We start from the raw sequence: 17,577 nt of genomic DNA, 5'->3' as shown, positions 1-17,577 counted from the left end.
TTCAGCCTATCAGTACTTCAACTCTACTTTTTCCGTAGTGTTTTAGCATTAGCAAACAAGTCAGCAAACGTACCGCCTGTTGCTTGTTGTGCAGCTTTGCCTTTTTGACCACTAGGCTTTCCTTTCGCCTGTTGCTGTCGATTGCCTTTTGCTGATTGTGGCTTTTGTTCCTGTGCTGTCGCCGCTGAATCAGTCAAGCGCATGGATAATCCTATCCGCTTTCTGGGAATATCCACTTCCATGACTTTAACCTTCACAATATCTCCAGCTTTTACGACATCACGCGGATCTTTAACAAACTCGTTGGAAAGCGCCGAGATATGAACTAAGCCATCCTGGTGAACCCCAATATCCACAAATGCTCCAAAGTTGGTAACATTAGTAATTACCCCTTCCAGGATCATATCGGGTTTCAAGTCAGCAAGGGTTTCCACCCCTTCTTTAAATTCAGCGGTCTTAAACTCAGGTCTTGGGTCACGCCCTGGCTTATCCAACTCTTTAATGATGTCAGTTACGGTAGGGATACCAAAGGTTTCATCAGTAAAACTGGCTGGATTAAGTTGTTTTAAAAATTGACTATCACCAATAATTGATCGGATATCTTTGGCGCTGCTTTCAGAAATCTTTTTAACCACAGGATAAGCTTCTGGGTGAACACTGGATGCATCCAGAGGGTTGGAGCCATTCATAATTCGCAAAAACCCAGCAGCTTGTTCAAACGTTTTGGCACCTAACCGAGGTACTTTCTTTAAATCACTACGCTTATCAAAAGCACCATTTTCATCACGGAACTGAACAATATTGGCAGCAATAGTCTGGTTCAAGCCAGATACTCGCGTTAATAGTTGTGCGGAAGCCGTATTTACATCCACCCCCACAGCGTTTACACAGTCTTCTACTACTGCATCTAACGAACGAGCCAGTTTAACCTGACTAACATCATGCTGATATTGGCCAACGCCAATGGACTTTGGATCGATTTTTACCAATTCAGCCAATGGGTCTTGTAATCTTCGGGCAATAGATACAGCACCACGGAAAGAAACATCTAAATCTGGAAATTCTTTAGCCGCTAATTCTGACGCTGAGTAAACCGATGCTCCCGCTTCGCTCACCATAATTTTGGTAAGTTTTAATTCCGGGTAACGTTTCATTACCTCGCCCGCTAACTTATCGGTTTCACGGGAGGCAGTACCGTTACCAATACTGACTAACTCTACTTTGTGCTTAACACAAAGGGCTGCTAACACACTAATAGACTGATCCCACTGATTCTTTGGAGCATGGGGAAATATAGTGGTGTGATCGACTAATTTACCTGTGCTATCCACTACTGCCACTTTAACCCCAGTACGCAAACCTGGGTCTAAACCAATAGTGCAACGCGGGCCCGCCGGAGCAGCCAGCAATAAATCATGTAAGTTATCTGCAAATACCTTTATCGCTTCTTCTTCTGCTGATTCTCTAACCTGGCCCATTAACTCAGTTTCTAAATGAGTCAATAGTTTTACTCGCCAGGTCCAGCGTACTACTTCTTTTAACCAAGCATCTGCTGGTCTGCCTTTATCTTCTAACTGCCAGAACTCTGCGATCATTACCTCGCAAGGAGTGGTAGCGGTTTTACCTTCCTGGTCTCCAACAACAATACTGAATTGCAAGACTCCTTCATTACGACCACGAAAAATAGCTAGTGCCCGGTGGGATGGCATTTTTTGTAATGGCTCATCATGCTCAAAGTAGTCACTAAATTTGGCCCCTTCCGTTTCTTTACCCGCTACTACCCTGGCAGATACAGTGCCATCATCCCATAAGAATGTACGAAGCTTACCTAGCAGCTCTGCATTCTCACTAAAGCGCTCCATTAAGATATATTTAGCGCCATCTAATGCTGCTTTGGTGTCTTCCACTTTGGCTTCAGGGTTTAAAAAAGTTTGAGCTTCTTGTTCTGGGTTTAGCTCGGGGTTAGCTAATAATTTATCTGCTAATGGCTCAAGCCCCGCTTCAATGGCAATTTGTGCTTTAGTGCGACGCTTGGGTTTATAAGGCAGGTATAGATCCTCTAAGCGAGTTTTGGTATCTGCTTCTTTAATAGCTTTGGCTAATTCTGGCGTAAGTTTTTCCTGCTCTTCGATACTTTTCAGGATAGTTTCCCGGCGGTCTTCTAACTCTCGCAGATAACGTAAGCGCTCTTCAAGATTACGCAGCTGGGTGTCGTCTAATGCACCTGTGACTTCTTTTCGATAACGGGCAATAAAAGGAACCGTTGCTCCTTCATCTAATAAAGCCACCGCAGCAGTAACTTGTTGTGGTCTAACCTCGAGTTCTTCAGCGATACGCTCAAATATACTTTGCATGAATAACCTGTCTTACGCATTGTAAACATAAGTCAGATTATACCTAGGATTTTTTGCTTTTCGAGAAATACAAAAACAACCTTACATTCGGTTTTGTTGCATTTATCACAAATAGTTTAGGAACCTAGCGGATATTACCCTCACCCCAGCCCTCTCCTGAAGGGAGAGGGAGCTAACAATATGAGGGCAAAGAGAAGAAAAGGATTAATCTTCTAACTGTGGGCCTGCTTCTCTAATTGCATCAGTTACATCAAACTTGTCGAAGTTATCAATAAACTGTTTTGCCAGGTCTTTGGCTGCTTCGTCATAAGCCGCTGGATCTGCCCAGGTATCTCTCGGATTTAGCAAACGTGTTTCAACACCTGATACTTCAACGGGGATTTCCAGGTTAAACAATTCTAGCTTTTTAGTTTCTACATCAACCAAACCGCCGCTTTGAATCGCACTGATAATAGCTCGGGTTGTTGGTATGCTGAAGCGCTCTCCACCTTTACCATTAGCTCCGCCTGTCCAACCAGTGTTAACTAAATAGACTCGGCTGCCAAACTCCTGAACCCGCTTCATTAATAGTTCAGCATAAACGCTGGCAGGTCTTGGGAAAAATGGCGCTCCAAAGCAAGTTGAAAAAGTCGATTTAAGGCCTTTCCCGCCACCCATTTCAGTGGAACCAACCAGTGCCGTATAGCCACTTAAAAAGTGATAAGCCGCGGCTTCTTTAGACAATATAGAAACAGGTGGTAATACCCCTGACATATCGCAAGTTAAAAAGATAATGGCTGATGGCTCACCAGCACGATTGATTTCTACACGCTTTTCAACATGCTCTAAAGGATAAGCACAACGACTGTTTTCTGTTAAAGAAACATCATTGTAATCAGGTAGCCGGGTCTTCTCATCAATCATAACATTTTCGACGATGGCACCAAAGCGAATGGCATTCCAGATAACCGGCTCATTTTTTTGACTTAGATTAATACACTTAGCGTAACAGCCACCTTCTATATTAAAGACAGTACCTTTACCCCAACCGTGTTCATCATCACCAATCAAGAAACGACTTTCATCAGCAGATAAGGTTGTTTTACCTGTACCAGACAAGCCAAAGAATAAACAGGTTTCGCCATCTTCTCCCACATTTGCTGAACAGTGCATGGGTAAGACATCTTTTTCTGGTAATAAAAAGTTCTGCACAGAGAACATGGCTTTTTTCATTTCACCGGCATAACGCATGCCTGCAAGCAATACTTTGCGTTTAGCAAAATTAATAATAACGGCCCCATCAGAGTTAGTGCCATCTCGCTCTGGAGAGCACTCAAAACCTGGTACATTTAAAATTTGCCAGGTTTCTTTACCTTTAGGGTTGTATTCTTCTGGACGAACAAACAGGTTACGACCGAATAAATTGTGCCAGGCAGTTTCAGTTGTCATGATTACAGGCAAGTAGTGTTCTGGATCAGCCCCTACATGCAAGTGTTGCTCAAACTGATCTTGGCCTGCCAAAAAGTCAGAAACACGCTCCCATAGATCATCAAACTTATCTACTGGGAATGGACGATTAATATCGCCCCAAGCAATTGCATCTGAAGTGCTTGGCTCTTGAACAATAAAACGGTCTTTAGGAGAACGGCCGGTACGAACACCCGTGGTAACAACAAGTGAACCATTTGCAGCCAGTTGGCCTTCTCCCCGCTTAATTGCAAGCTCAGTCAATTGAGCAGCACTTAAGTCACTAAAAGTTGTACTGCCCGTCTGGGTCTCTGTCATTCGTCAATACCTCACCGGTTTATAAAAACCGAAGTCTTTTTTTGTTATCTGATAGATAACAGCTGGTTGATCAATCCTGTGTATACCCTTCGCGAATGATTTTTAGGGTTTGTTGTCGTCGCTCTTGACCACCATGGAAGGTGGAAATGCAGTTAATGCATGGAGCATTTAACTGTCACCCCAATCATTTATAAAAACATAAACTCATAGGGCTTCATCGCTCGACAGCCGCCCCTAAAAGCCATTCGCTTTGGCTATATAGTCAGTTGTTTTGCTTTTTAAATTAGTACACAAAGCAAAACCCCCTAGAACATCTCTAAAAAATAAGTTTCAGTAGTGCTCTTTTATTATATAAACCCCCATCTAGTCAGGCGATTTAATACCTACTTTAACTAGAGGATGCTTTTTAGGGCGATTTCTCTAATGGGGATTGCAATTATGCCAAATATTCATGTTGTGAGCGAATTTCAAACTGATCAAAGCTCACACATTTATTTACTAACATTTGTTTATCACATTCAATCGTATGATAAAAATTAACCTTCTTTGAAAGAAATACGGCTATTTATTAATACATTGATTAATAAATAGCTTTCAATAGCCTATTTTTAATGGATTACCTTTAGGTATGTCCTTTAATGAACGACTGGCGCAGCACCTTTATCATCACCTGAAGTATCAAACAGCTGTTCTACTTCAGGTGCCGAGAATTCATAGTACGCACCACAAAACTGGCAATTCATACTAATACGTTGCTGCTCTTGGAGAATACTAGCAACTTCCTCATAACCTAGAGTAAGCAATGCTTTTCCAGTTCGCCCTTTAGAACAACTACATTTAAATGCCGCAGGCTGTGGATCATAGAGTCGTACGGTTTCTTCATGAAATAACCGGTGTAGTACATCTTCAAAATCAAGGCTCAACAATTCTTCTGGTGTAATAGTATCAGCCAGACAATTTATTCGCTGCCAGGTCTCTTGCTGTTCTTGTTCCTCATGACTATTTGTCGTGTTGTTAGGAAGTGCCTGTAATAACATACCAGACACCCGATCCTGATCAGCATACATCCAGAACCGAGTGGGTAACTGTTCTGACTGCTGAAAATATTCAGCCAAGCAGTCTGCAACTGTCGCCCCATGTGTAGGTACTACACCTTGATAACGTTTACCGGCTTTAGGATCAATCGTGATAGACATAACACCTTTTGGCATTAGGCTGGAAAACTCCACATCATAATTCACCTCCCCTTGCCAGCTAGCTACTGCTCTAAATTGACGTTTTTCATTGCACTCTGCCATTAGTAGGGTAACTGGCCCCTCACTACGCGCTTGCAACGTTAAAGTGCCTTCAAACTTTAGAGTAGAACTCAGCAAAATAGCTGAAGCTATTAGCTCCCCCAATAGTTGTCGAACAGCTGGAGGATAATCATGATTGACTAACGCTTGCTGAAAGCTGTCTTCCAGCGAGACGATCTCGCCTCTCACTGCCGTGTTATCAAAACTAAAACGCTGGGCTATATCTTTTGTATTACTCATAGATGCAAATTAACTATCTAGAAACTTTACTAACGCTATTATAACGGCTTACCACGCTAAAGTGTTTATGTGTTGTGAATATCAAAGTTAAAGTTGATATGGCAAAACGATGTTGACGGCGATAACATTATTAGTTTATATGTTAACAGTGTAAACATTGTTAAGTGATAGGCATAATCACATTAAAAGTGGCAGCTGAAATACTTCATCAGCCATTAAAGACTCAGCACATTTTGGCCAAACAGATTCTTCAAGTATCAGTTAAAGATCTAAAGGCCTTGTTGTTATGGGACTAGATGCAAAATTACTGTGGCCTGACATAGCATTCAGGCTATGCAGTCAAGTGAGGGATTAACCATGAAACTGCAACATTTGGGATGGTTCACAGTGGTCATTGTTACTCTAGCTTCAGCTTGGGTAATGGCTGAGCCAAAGGCAAATCAACCAACAATTGTTGTAACTACCTCCCCTGTTATTAGAGAAAAACGCATTATTCCAATTAAAACCAGCGGCAGATTAGCGCATGCCAAAGAAACCCGCCTGTCTTTTAAAACCAGCGGCTTAATTAATCGAATTTATGTTGATGAAGGCGAAACATTCCAACAAGGTGACATTTTAGCAAGTCTAGACCTGGCTGAAATCAACGCCCAAGTAAACTCTGCAGAATCCAACGTTGCTAAAGCAAAAAGAGATTTAGCACGCCTAATGGATTTATATAAAAAAAATGTCATTCCCTTACAACAACTGCAAGATGCCCAAACGGCTTTTCGTTTAGCTGAATCTGAACTAAAAATAGCGACTTTTAATCGTCGTCACTCCATTATTAAAGCGCCTTTTAATGGTCAGGTTTTACAACGTTTTACTGAAGAAAATGAGTTAATTAACTCTGGAACCCCTCTACTTACAGTGTCAGAGAATCAAAATAGTTGGGTAGTTAAAGTTGGCCTAGCTGATCGAGATATTGTCAAAGCCACAATGCAAGATCCAGTCAAATTATCATTTGATGCTTACCCTCAAACTGCTTTCACTGGCAAAATAAGCAAGATTGCTGCAGTTGCAGACCCGAAAACAGGCACCTTTGAAATAGAAGTCAGTTTAACTAACCCACCGTTACTGCTTCGTTCTGGTTTTATTGCCAGAGTTGATATTTTACCGAAAAGCACTCAGCAATTAGCATTTATCCCTGTTGAGGCCATTGTTACTGCCAAAGGCAAACAAGCGATGATATTTGCCTATGACCCAAAAACCAGTCAAGTTAGCGAACAATGGGTCACTATGAATAGTTTATTAAATAAAGAAATTGCCATTAGTAATGGTTTAAAAAATATCTCAGATGTTGTGACGGACGGCGCCAGTTATTTAAAAGATGGTATGACTGTTCAGCGAATTACGGATTCTACCGAAAAAGAATTAAGTCAATATTCAGGTTTATAAGTCACAGTAAATAGATAACCATGAAGCTACCACACCTAGCAGTTGTAAATTACCAGTTCACCTTAATTATTGTATTACTTATGGTAGTGCTTGGTGTAGTCTCACTAAAGACCATGCCCCGCTCTGAAGACCCACAAGTTACCATGCCAATGGCCACGGTTTATGCAATATACCCTGGCACTTCGCCAATGGATATGGAAAAACTGGTATTGGAACCAATTGAAGAAGCCATTTATGAATTGGAAGACATTAAAGTTGTTAAAAGCAAAATAGAAGATGGGCTGGTCCTGGCCCATGTCGAGTTTCTGGATATTGAAGACCCAGAAGATTATTACGATGACGTTGTGCAAGCCATGGCGTCAATTCGCGATGACTTACCCGATGAGTTACTACGACTCGAAGTACTTAAAATATCGCCTTCCGACGTTAATATTTTCTTGGTTAGCCTGCTATCAGAAACAGCTTCTTACCGCCAGTTAAAACGTTATGGAGAACAGCTTGAACGACAGTTTGAACATAGCCCTGGAGTCAAGCAAGCTGACGTTTGGGCTTATCCAGAACAACAGGTGCAAGTGCACGCTGATTTAGAAAAAATGCGTGAGCTACAAATTTCCCTGGATAATTTACTAGATGCGCTGGAAGCTGCTAGCGTGAATGTACCAGCTGGCCATGTTGATGCTGGCACCCGTCGCTTCACAGTGCGCACTAGTGGCGATTTCAAAAATCTTAGCGATATTCGCCGCACGACAGTCAAAGCTTCTGGCGACAGAATTGTTTTTGTTGAGGATATTGCCGAAATCAACTTTGACGATGCAGAACCTACTTATAATGCTAGATATAACGGCCAGCGTGGTATTTTAGTTTCTGTCAAACAACGAGAAAACACCAATATTTTTTCGGTGATGAAAAACCTCGACACCACCCTAGCTAAATTCCAGCAAAAGTTACCAGCCAATATCAAAGCTGTGGCCATTTTTGACCAGACTAGAAGCGTTGATAAGATGGTTAATGTATTAACAGGTAACTTGGTTCAAGGATTAGTGCTTGTTGGCTTAATCGTGCTATTAGTACTTGGCTTTAAACCCAGTATTATCGTGGTATTAGCTATTCCCACTTCCATGTTGATAGCGATCGGTTTAGTAGATTTAAGTGGCTTTGGTTTACAACAAATGACTATTGCCGGGTTAGTGATTGCATTGGGCTTATTAGTAGATAATGCCATTGTGATTATTGAAAACATTGGCCGGTTACTTAAACAAAACCAAACTCCTTTTCACGCTGCCGTTTTAGGCACTCAACAAATGGGTGGTGCAGTCGCCAGTGGCACCATTACCACATTGTTAGCCTTTTTGCCTATGCTGATGTTACAAGGCCCTACTGGATTATTTATTCAATCACTACCGGTAACTGTTATTTTAACATTATCAGTTTCACTGGTTATTGCTTTAACATTATCCCCCTTATTAGCCAGCCGCTTACTTAATAAAAATAATTGTGCTTACCACTTTGCTGATAAAAACCCTAATGATAACAGCCTCTCTAAGCCCAACCTGGTTACTAGCGTCTCTTGTCGTATTGCTGCAATTAATCCCGTACCTCGGCTGATTAGTCTGCTAACCAATCGAGTTTATGCTCCACTATTACAGTTATCATTAAAATGGCCCTGGCTATTATTATTCTCAGCATGTTTGTTTTTTGCTGCTAGCTTAACCCTTTTCCCTAAAGTAGGGGTCAGTTTATTCCCGAAAGCAGAAAAACCGCAATTAATGGTAAATATTGATACCTCAGAAGGCACAAGCTTTGATAAAACCCAAGCAATCGCTTTAACTGTAGAGCAAAGAATATTAACTCACCCCCAGGTTAATAGCGTAGTAACGAATACTGGCAGAGGAAACCCCAAGGTTTATTACAATGTTGACCCAAAACGAGAAACACCTAACCATGCCCAATTGTTTGTACAATTAAAAGATAGTGCAGAACTGGACCTGCCAGCTTTAGTAGATGAGCTTCGACAACAGTTTAGTGATATCCCTGGGGTTGAAATAGCCGTTAAAGAATTCATTCAAGGCCCTCCAATTGATGCTCCCATCGCTATTTGGGTGATAGGCGACAATATCAGTCAGTTAAAGCAACTATCTGCTCAAGTAGAAGCAATCATTAAACAAACTCCTGGCACAGTGAATGTACGAAATCCAACAGGCAACTATAAAACAGATTTAAAGGTTAATATCAATCGAGACAAAGCTGGACTATTAGGAATTCCACTAATCACTATCGATAAAACCGTTCGTGCTTCTTTAGTCGGTACATCTGTTGGCAGCATGCGGGATGAGTTGGGTGATGAATATAATGTGGTAGTCAAGCTCGCTGATACCGATAAGCCTACATTAGACGACTTTAACCGGGTAACAGTTACCGGTGTTACGGGAAATACTGTGCCCTTACGCCATGTTGCAAATTTAGAGCCTGATGAAGGACAAGCTACATTCCGTCACCTTAATCTAGAGCGCAGCGCATTAATTACTGCTGATGTCAAACATGGCTACCAAGTAGCCACGCTTACCCAGGCTATTGCCACCCAATTGGATCAACTCAACTGGCCAGTGGCTATGAGTTATAAAATTGGTGGAGAGGAAGAAACCCGAGCTGAATCTTTTGCTGGTATAACCAAAGCTCTATTAGTTTCTTTACTAGGCATTTTTGCTGTACTGGTTTTTCAGTTTAAGTCATTGTCTCAACCTATTATTGTGTTTGCCGCTATTCCTTTTGCCATTATAGGTACATTATTTTGCCTTTATGCTACAAATAACAGCTTTTCTTTTATGGCATTTATCGGCTTTAGCTCGTTGGTTGGCATAGTGGTTAATAACTCAATCATTTTAGTGGATTATTCCAACCAACTTAGAAATGCAGGAAAGGGTATTTTTGATTCCGCTTTTGAAGCAGGAAAAACCCGACTATCACCTATTTTATTGACGACCCTGACAACCGTAGGCGGGTTGCTACCCTTAACCTTATCCGGCAGTAGCCTATGGGAGCCAATGGGCTGGACTATCATTGGTGGGCTACTGTCGTCTACTATTCTGACCTTGTTTGTAGTGCCAGTGTTATATGTATTGTTAACACCTAAAACCAGTGCACTTCGTAAAAGTCAAACAACTGACGTAGCAAACCTGCCATTGGGGCTTCAATAACAACATACAGTTACTATGCTCAAGAGTTAATAAGCAAGTACTTTATGGTAGGTTGCTAAATCAGCATCAGAGAAACAGCAGAAAATAATTTCTTCAAGCGAGGTTTCCTGTTCAGTAAATTTCTTTGCTTCTGTTATCGCAACCTCAGTTGCCTGCTCAATGGGGTAACCATACACTCCAGTACTAATCGCAGGAAATGCTATCGACAATAGTTGATGTTCTGCAGCTAACTGTAGTGAATTTGCATAACAGCTGGCCAATAGCTGAGGCTCATTATCATGGCCTCCTCGCCAAATTGGCCCTACCGTATGAATCACATACTTAGCTAACAACCGGTAGCCTTTCGTGATTTTGGCCTCACCAGTATCACAACCATTTAGCTGCCGGCATTCAGCTAGAAGCTCCGGCCCAGCCACACGATGAATAGCTCCATCAACACCACCTCCTCCAAGCAAACTACTATTCGCAGCATTGACAATTGCATCCACAGCAAGCTTGGTTATATCCCCTTGCACTGCTTCTATTTTTGTAGCCATTTGCTTCTACCAATTAATCTTGTTACTTATAGAATAGAATATATCGCACGCTTTATGCCGTGTAACGACATTATTTCTCTTTTGGTAGTAACCTATAGGAGAGTTTTAAAGCAATCTGTTTTAGCTCTAACCTTTACACTACACTAGCCCGCTGTCACAAATACCTTCTCATATGGAAACTACAATCCTCAGTAAAGAAATTACCCACTCGAAAAAAATTAAAAAAACTAGTTGTGATTGTTGTCTCAGCTACTGGTAATGAAATAGAGGCCGTACTCATAATGTAGATCCTATTGAGCTTGCACCTACTGTAACTGCAAAACTTTAGCAACTTAGTGCAACTATGAAAGTATATAAATAATAACAATATAAGGTGTGAGCAATATGTTACTAGTACCATCAAATGCTACTTTTTCTTTACTAAGGGTTGCAGCTAATGTATTAACAGCTGCAGTGTATATGGTTTTCAACCTAAAGATTTGCTAACTATTGAACAACATGCATTTAATAGTACTGCCGATGAGTTTTTAGGGCCTATTGCTTCACCACTAAAAGGCATTGTCAACTTAACTGCGCCAAATATCATTGCAAGCCTTAATCATAATTATCAGTAATAGCGCTTTCGTTAATATTGTTAAACATCAACTTATGAATCAAGCAATAATAAGCTATTGGCATACTCACCAATAGCTTATTTCATTAATCATAGTTTTTAGCTTTCAATAAATTTTTTAATATTTACAATAAATTTTTCCGGCTCCTCAAAGTGTGGGTAATGCCCTGAAAACATAAATGCTTTTGCTATATAACTGGAAGATTGGGTTGGCTTAAAATAATCACCTCCCATTAAAAAATCATAATAACCTAAAATATGCAGAACAGGCTGAGCCAACATTGTTATATCAAAGTGAGGACGTGGATTATTGGGATCATTCATTGTCCCAGCTACATCACGAAATACACTTTGATCTTCTGCAATGTTAACTGTTTCTTTTATCTTTTCATATTTTTCTTTTGTTGATAAGTTTGCCCAATAAAATAATGACCTCTTATTACTGTGTTTCAATACTGACCTTATCTCTTGTTTTTTCTTCCATAATTCGTTACTAGGCAAATCAAACAACCCTTGTAAATCGACTTCAAGATTTTTATAAGAATCTTCCTGAAAAAGCTTCAGCAGTAACAAGTCTATCATCAAATTTCTATTTGCTGGAGTTAGTAAATCAGGTGATCGCCCCAGCAGAATAACTTTTTTATCTAAGTATTTATTTTTAATAAAGCTCTCATAAACCAATGTCGCACCATAACTATGCCCCATTACTGCACTAATATTATGGCCACTTGCTTCAATTTGCTTAATCATTATTGGCAAGTCATTGACATTGTGATCATGAGATAACTCATATATTCCTTTAGATAATCCACAACCCCGCTGATCATAAGATAGCCAACCAAATTCTGCTACATACTCAGGGTTATCTTGTAACCAGGCTTTAAAGTACTGAGAGTGATTCCCTGGCCCACCATGCACAAATAGTATACTATTTTGTTTGTTATTTGGGTTATAGGACCACCAATGTAAATCAGCGTTGCTATCCACTGCATGTTTCTCCTACACACTAAAAATTACTTTCTCGCATATATTACCCTTGGGAAGCAAGATTTTCTCATGGGTTTAGTTATGTTAAGGAATACAACAGTAATGGTTACAACCTGACTATAGTTGCAGAGTGTAATTCAAGCGCTTTTATTTTTCAGAAGTACTATCAGACTTCTCATAATGCAATATATCTCCTGGCGTACACTCTAATGCTTTACATAGCGCTTCTAAAGTAGCAAACCTAATACCTTTTGCTCTCCCATTTGCTAATACAGATAAGTTTTGAGGTGTTATACCTATTTTTTCAGCTAAGTCTTTAGACTTTATTTTTTTCTCAGCTAACAATTGTTGAATACGACATTCAATAGGCACTTTACGCTTCCTTCTTGACTAAATGTACTCTTCCAACTCGGATTTAAGTGCACTACCATGCTTTAATATATAGGCTATGGGCAATATGACAACACCTGCAATTAAGTAAAATTCTGTTGCCATTGGCATAAGATTTATATTTACAGTAAAAGTACTACTTATATTCAGAGGCTGAAAAACTGCATCTAGCAAGAAATCAACACCATATGAATAAACAGGATAAAGCAAACAAAGCCAGCCTATAGCAAAGCTATAGCGAAGGTTAGTTAGGTTGAATATTTTTTCTCTATAAAATTGCAAAAATATACATACTAATAACACTATCATTATCACTTGATAAAACAGTTCTAACCCTATAAAGGTCATAACTCTCGTAAAAATCTCTACATTACCACTTGTATCCTTGTCCAAAATAAACCCTTCACCGGTAACAAACAAGTAAATATTGTAAGTAAGAAACACCAACAAGCTGACTATCGCTATCCCACTGGTTAGCTTTATCTTTTTAAGTGAGTTCACATTTATCTCCACACAAATAAAGTTATCGTAAAACAATAATAGATTATCGTATTACGATAATAATTACAACGATTAATTACTTCGGCAAAAAGCTGTATACACCTAATACCACACCTTGTGCTTTTGCCAAACCCTGACAACAACTGTATAAATCAGGTACAGTTAGTTTGCTTTTGGACTTTTGCTAATACTCAATGAAATCATCCCGCTCTAAGCCTCGTCATAATCGCAATAAAAAGACCACCAGTTACTTGCGTATCATTGGTGGCCAATGGCGTAGCCGTAAATTGGCTATTCCTGATCTGCCAGGTCTACGTCCCACTACTGATCGCGTGCGTGAAACCCTATTTAACTGGCTGATGCCAATTATTCCTGGTGCTAGCTGTTTAGATGCATTTAGTGGCACGGGCGCTTTAGGATTAGAAGCGTTATCGCGCGGTGCAAAATTTGTTCAGTTTATCGAAGCATCACCAGTTGCTGAGCGACAGTTAAGTCAGCATTTATCACAATTGCAGGTCCCTGGAGATGATGCGAGTATAACCAATACTGATGCAGTGCAGTGGCTTAACCAACCAAGCACCCAGCAGTTTGACATAGTATTTCTTGACCCTCCTTTTCACCAAGACTTACTAAATCAAACCTTTCAGCTACTTGAAACCTTAAATTGGCTTGCTCCCGATGCTTATATCTATGTGGAAGCTGAGCAGGACTTAACTACACTTCAAGTGCCGGCCAGTTGGCAGCTGCACCGTCAGAAACAGGCAGGACAAGTTTGCTTTTACTTGTTTAAAAGACAATTAACAGAGAGTTGAAGAACTTTATGAAAAAAGTTGTAGGCTTAGGCATTGTAGCCGTTGCGGTTGCAGGTGCACCTTACCTCACAGGAACCTTGGCAGAGAAGCAATTCAAAGCAGAAATGGAGCATTTACAAAGTTCTTCTACTCTGCAATCTGTTCCATTTGACTTAAAAATTGATGTGGATTACCAGCGCAGCTGGCTGACTTCAACTGCCGTCAACACCGTAACAGTTAAACTTGCTGATCAAGAACCATTCACTTTTAAAATAAACAACCACATCAGCCATGGTCCAATTTTATTTAAAGGGCCCAATAAAGTTGGTTTAGCTGCCATTGAAACCAAAGTTCCTCTGACTGATGAGCAACAAGCAAACATTGCCAAAATTTGGAAAGACAACAAAAACCCCATTCAAATTCAAAGTCATATTGGCTTTACTGGCAACTCCACTATCAAAGCTTCTATAGCTGGCTTCAATTTAGACAATATTGAAGGAAAAGCCTCTGACTCCGTCATGTTTCAACCAGCAGAAATGACTATCTCTTTCTCTGATAATATGTCTAATCTTGTTGCAGACTTTAGCTGGAATGGCATGCAAATCAACTCTTCTGAACTGAACATGTTTATAGGCAAAGTCACTGGCAAGTCTAACAAACAGTTATTGTTAGAAGACTTATGGTTGGGTGATGATGAAATAAAGCTCAGCGCTGTAACCATCAATTCCAATAAAACACCTAGCAACCCATTATTAAACACACCAAACAATATCACTCTGGAAGATTTTATCGTAACAGCTCACTCTGAAGCAGATAACAATCAGATGATAAAAGCTGATACAACATTTTCTGCAAAAAAAGTCGTTGCTGAAAATAAGCCGATTGCGAATGATATTAAGCTAAAAATCGCTTTAGAAAACTTGCCAGCTCAAGCTGTACAATCCATCACTAAGAAGCTTACCCAGCTTCAAAAGCAAGCAATGCAAAGTGGTGCTGGCAAGCAAACACCAATGCCTGACTTTGCTGCAATTCAAGAGGATTTAAATCAAATTCTGGCAGCAGGGCCTGTCATAAAAATTCCTACCTTACAGGCAAATACCGAACAAGGTAAAATAGAAGCTGACTTAGAGGCAACTATCAAAGCTGAAAATGCTGCTATGTTACAAAACCCCTTATTACTAATGGGAGCAATACAAGCTTCAGCTAATGTCAGTGTACCTGCCAAGTTAATAGAAAATACTCCATTGGCAGCACAAGTTCCCATCTTCGTTAGCCAAGGGTATATAATTAATGACAATGATCAATTGAAGTCAGCCATTCAGTTCCAACAAGGACAATTAACAATTAATGGCAAACCCATGCAGTAATAATGTTATCAAGTAGTAGCTTTAAACCGGCCTGGTGGTTACCAGGCCCCCATTTACAAACCGTCTGGTCGCCTTTACTGCGCCGCCCTTCAGCATTAGTCAGACAAAGAGAAAGGGTTACCACTGTTGATGGTGACTTTATTGATCTAGACTGGCATAGCCCGCAAAAAAGCCACAACCTCGCCCTGATCCTTCACGGCTTAACTGGCAATTCCAACTCCCACTATGTATTAGGGTTACAACAAGCGCTTCATAAAATTGGCTGGGACAGTGTGGCAATGAACTTTCGTGGCTGTAGTGGCGAACCCAATTTATTACCACGAGGTTACCATTCAGGTGATAGCAATGATCTAGCATTCATCATCAAGCACCTTGACCAAAATACGCGTTACTTGAAATTAGCTGTCATTGGCTTCTCACTGGGGGGTAATGTACTACTGAAATGGTTAGGCGAAATACAGCATAATTACCCTATCATTGCTGCAGTGGCAGTTTCTGTGCCTTTCCAGTTGGACGAATGCGCAAAACGAATGAATCAAGGATTAGCTAAAGTTTATCGCAATTATTTCTTACGCGACTTAATCCAATATATTGAAATTAAAAAAAGTTCTTTTATGGCCCAAGGCGCTATAGATCAATATAAAACTTTAACCACATTGGGTAACATCAAGCGTTATAAAACATTTTGGGATTTTGACCATAATGTCACTGCCCCGCTGCATGGGTTTAATAGTGCAGCTGATTATTATCATCGTTCCAGTAGCAAGCATTATTTAGCCGCCATTCACTGCCCAACATTGATTATTCACTCGTTAGATGATCCATTGATCAGTGCATCCTGCTTACCTAAAGAACAAGATTTAAGTGAGTTTACTGAATTAGAGTTAACAACAACTGGTGGACATGTAGGTTTTGTTAGTGGTGAGCACCCCATGCGCCCAAACTATTACCTTGAGCGACGGATACCTCAATTTCTTCAAGAGTTTTAGCTCACCACTTTTTATACCAGCGAAACTCATCTATGAAAATATAGCTTAAATTTCTGTTTGAACGCTTGAAGTCACAATCACACCTTCATCTTCCTGCCAGGCTTTGCCCATTTTTTCAACTTTTTGCAACCATTTGTCAACTAATACAAGCCCTTCTTTCAAGTTAATCGTACCCTCATCAGAAATAATCTGCTGCCCTTCACCACTTAATATAAACTGAACCAGTTTCTTGACTTCTTGGTTATCATCATTTTTTTGAACAGCTATATACAAAGGTCTAAAGAAAGGATATTTCCCTTTCATAATATTTTCTTTTGTTGGGATAAACCCATCAATTCCTATAAATTTTACATCAATTTTTTTTGCTGAGCTGATTCCATTTATTGCGATTGCGCCTTCATACTCTATTGTTGCTTTTTCCAGCGGGCCTGTCGATTTATATTTATTTCCTTTATTTTTAAACTCATAGCCTGGGTCATCAAAAATTAATAGTCGCGACATATAGCCAACGCCTGATAATTTACCTTTGCGTGTTAGTGGCAGTATTTCTATACTATCTCCTCCAAACTCACCCCAGTTGGTAACCTTTCCATCAAAAACGTCTTTTAAATTTTGTATCGTTAAGTTATCTACTTTTTGTTTTTTATTTACCATTACTACTAGAGCATCCCAACCAACTTGAATTAGTTTGAGGTTGTTTTCTTCTTCGACTATCCCTCCAGATGTAGCAATTCTGTGGCGACAAGAAGCACCTATATCTGTCATTCCTTGAGAAGTTAATCGCAAGCCTTTAGTCGCACCACCTCCTGATAACCTTATTTTTATACCTGATTTCTTCTCATATATGGAAGCAATTTTTTCCATATAAGCTTTCTTACTAATACCACATCCTGTGATAGATATAGTATCTTTAGCGTAAGAATAAATACTGAAAATCCCTACCACATAAAAATAAAATATTTTAACCAGTATATTTTTCATAATCTCAAGCTCACAAGCACATATATTAACAAAATAATAGTTAATATATAAAAACAAGCAGGTTATTGGCTAACCCTTTTCGACATAAGAATATTCTTAGCGATGTTAAAGCTATCTGAACATCACTATATCTAAAACGAA

At 39.9% G+C, this 17,577-nt stretch carries 13 protein-coding genes; 5 read left to right on the top strand and 8 right to left on the bottom strand.

The features are described 5' to 3' along the window. Window positions 1-23: 23 nt before the first annotated feature. The 3 genes from G4Y78_RS01215 to hslO form a co-directional block, all read right to left on the bottom strand. Window positions 24-2,354, bottom strand: a complete 2,331-nt coding sequence (locus G4Y78_RS01215; RefSeq protein WP_163830896.1) for a Tex family protein — start codon at window positions 2,352-2,354, stop codon at window positions 24-26. Between the two features lie 204 nt (window positions 2,355-2,558). Next, on the bottom strand, window positions 2,559-4,118 hold the full coding sequence (locus tag G4Y78_RS01210; protein ID WP_163830895.1) for a phosphoenolpyruvate carboxykinase: 1,560 nt from the start codon (window positions 4,116-4,118) through the stop codon (window positions 2,559-2,561). Between the two features lie 635 nt (window positions 4,119-4,753). Then, the gene (hslO, locus tag G4Y78_RS01205) at window positions 4,754-5,653 is read right to left on the bottom strand and encodes an Hsp33 family molecular chaperone HslO (RefSeq protein WP_163830893.1); all 900 of its coding nucleotides are present in this window, start codon (window positions 5,651-5,653) and stop codon (window positions 4,754-4,756) included. A 357-nt stretch (window positions 5,654-6,010) separates the two neighbouring features. Between hslO and G4Y78_RS01200 the strand changes: the two genes are divergently transcribed. Together G4Y78_RS01200 and G4Y78_RS01195 are read left to right on the top strand one after the other, a co-directional pair. Further along, entirely contained in the window at window positions 6,011-7,087 is a 1,077-nt protein-coding gene (locus G4Y78_RS01200; RefSeq protein WP_163830892.1) for an efflux RND transporter periplasmic adaptor subunit, read from the top strand. A 20-nt stretch (window positions 7,088-7,107) separates the two neighbouring features. Then, complete coding sequence (locus tag G4Y78_RS01195; RefSeq protein ID WP_163830890.1) at window positions 7,108-10,281, top strand: efflux RND transporter permease subunit; 3,174 nt, start codon at window positions 7,108-7,110, stop codon at window positions 10,279-10,281. A gap of 26 nt (window positions 10,282-10,307) precedes the next feature. Here G4Y78_RS01195 and G4Y78_RS01190 read toward each other — a convergent pair whose 3' ends face one another. The 4 genes from G4Y78_RS01190 to G4Y78_RS01175 form a co-directional block, all read right to left on the bottom strand. Next, entirely contained in the window at window positions 10,308-10,817 is a 510-nt protein-coding gene (locus tag G4Y78_RS01190; RefSeq protein ID WP_163830888.1) for an O-acetyl-ADP-ribose deacetylase, read from the bottom strand. A 712-nt stretch (window positions 10,818-11,529) separates the two neighbouring features. Continuing rightward, window positions 11,530-12,417 carry an alpha/beta hydrolase gene (locus G4Y78_RS01185; RefSeq protein ID WP_163830887.1) on the bottom strand — a complete coding sequence of 296 codons (888 nt, stop codon included), beginning with the start codon at window positions 12,415-12,417 and terminating at the stop codon, window positions 11,530-11,532. 147 nt (window positions 12,418-12,564) lie between these two features. Next, window positions 12,565-12,789 (bottom strand): helix-turn-helix domain-containing protein, encoded by a 225-nt coding sequence (locus tag G4Y78_RS01180; RefSeq protein ID WP_163830885.1) that lies wholly within the window; start codon window positions 12,787-12,789, stop codon window positions 12,565-12,567. 18 nt (window positions 12,790-12,807) lie between these two features. Further along, entirely contained in the window at window positions 12,808-13,308 is a 501-nt protein-coding gene (locus G4Y78_RS01175) for a DUF2975 domain-containing protein (RefSeq protein ID WP_163830884.1), read from the bottom strand. A gap of 194 nt (window positions 13,309-13,502) precedes the next feature. Between G4Y78_RS01175 and rsmD the strand changes: the two genes are divergently transcribed. Genes rsmD through G4Y78_RS01160 form a run of 3 tightly spaced genes read left to right on the top strand, consistent with a single transcriptional unit; the run spans window position 13,503 to window position 16,455 of the window. Further along, window positions 13,503-14,120: a 16S rRNA (guanine(966)-N(2))-methyltransferase RsmD gene (gene rsmD, locus G4Y78_RS01170; protein ID WP_163830883.1), complete on the top strand. Its 618-nt coding sequence runs from the start codon at window positions 13,503-13,505 to the stop codon at window positions 14,118-14,120. Between the two features lie 8 nt (window positions 14,121-14,128). Next, a complete protein-coding gene (locus tag G4Y78_RS01165) occupies window positions 14,129-15,466 on the top strand; it encodes a YdgA family protein (RefSeq protein WP_163830881.1) in 1,338 nt (445 codons plus the stop codon). A gap of 2 nt (window positions 15,467-15,468) precedes the next feature. After that, complete coding sequence (locus tag G4Y78_RS01160; RefSeq protein WP_163830879.1) at window positions 15,469-16,455, top strand: hydrolase; 987 nt, start codon at window positions 15,469-15,471, stop codon at window positions 16,453-16,455. A gap of 45 nt (window positions 16,456-16,500) precedes the next feature. Here the strand turns inward: G4Y78_RS01160 and G4Y78_RS01155 are convergent, their stop codons facing one another. Further along, the gene (locus tag G4Y78_RS01155) at window positions 16,501-17,436 is read right to left on the bottom strand and encodes a substrate-binding domain-containing protein (protein ID WP_163830878.1); all 936 of its coding nucleotides are present in this window, start codon (window positions 17,434-17,436) and stop codon (window positions 16,501-16,503) included. Window positions 17,437-17,577: the final 141 nt, after the last annotated feature.

It is taken from the genome of Spartinivicinus ruber, assembly GCF_011009015.1.
GTDB classification, from domain to species: Bacteria; Pseudomonadota; Gammaproteobacteria; order Pseudomonadales; family Zooshikellaceae; genus Spartinivicinus; species Spartinivicinus ruber.
The sequence above is the reverse complement of the archived record's forward strand: the minus strand, read 5'-3'. Positions and strand labels throughout refer to the sequence as shown.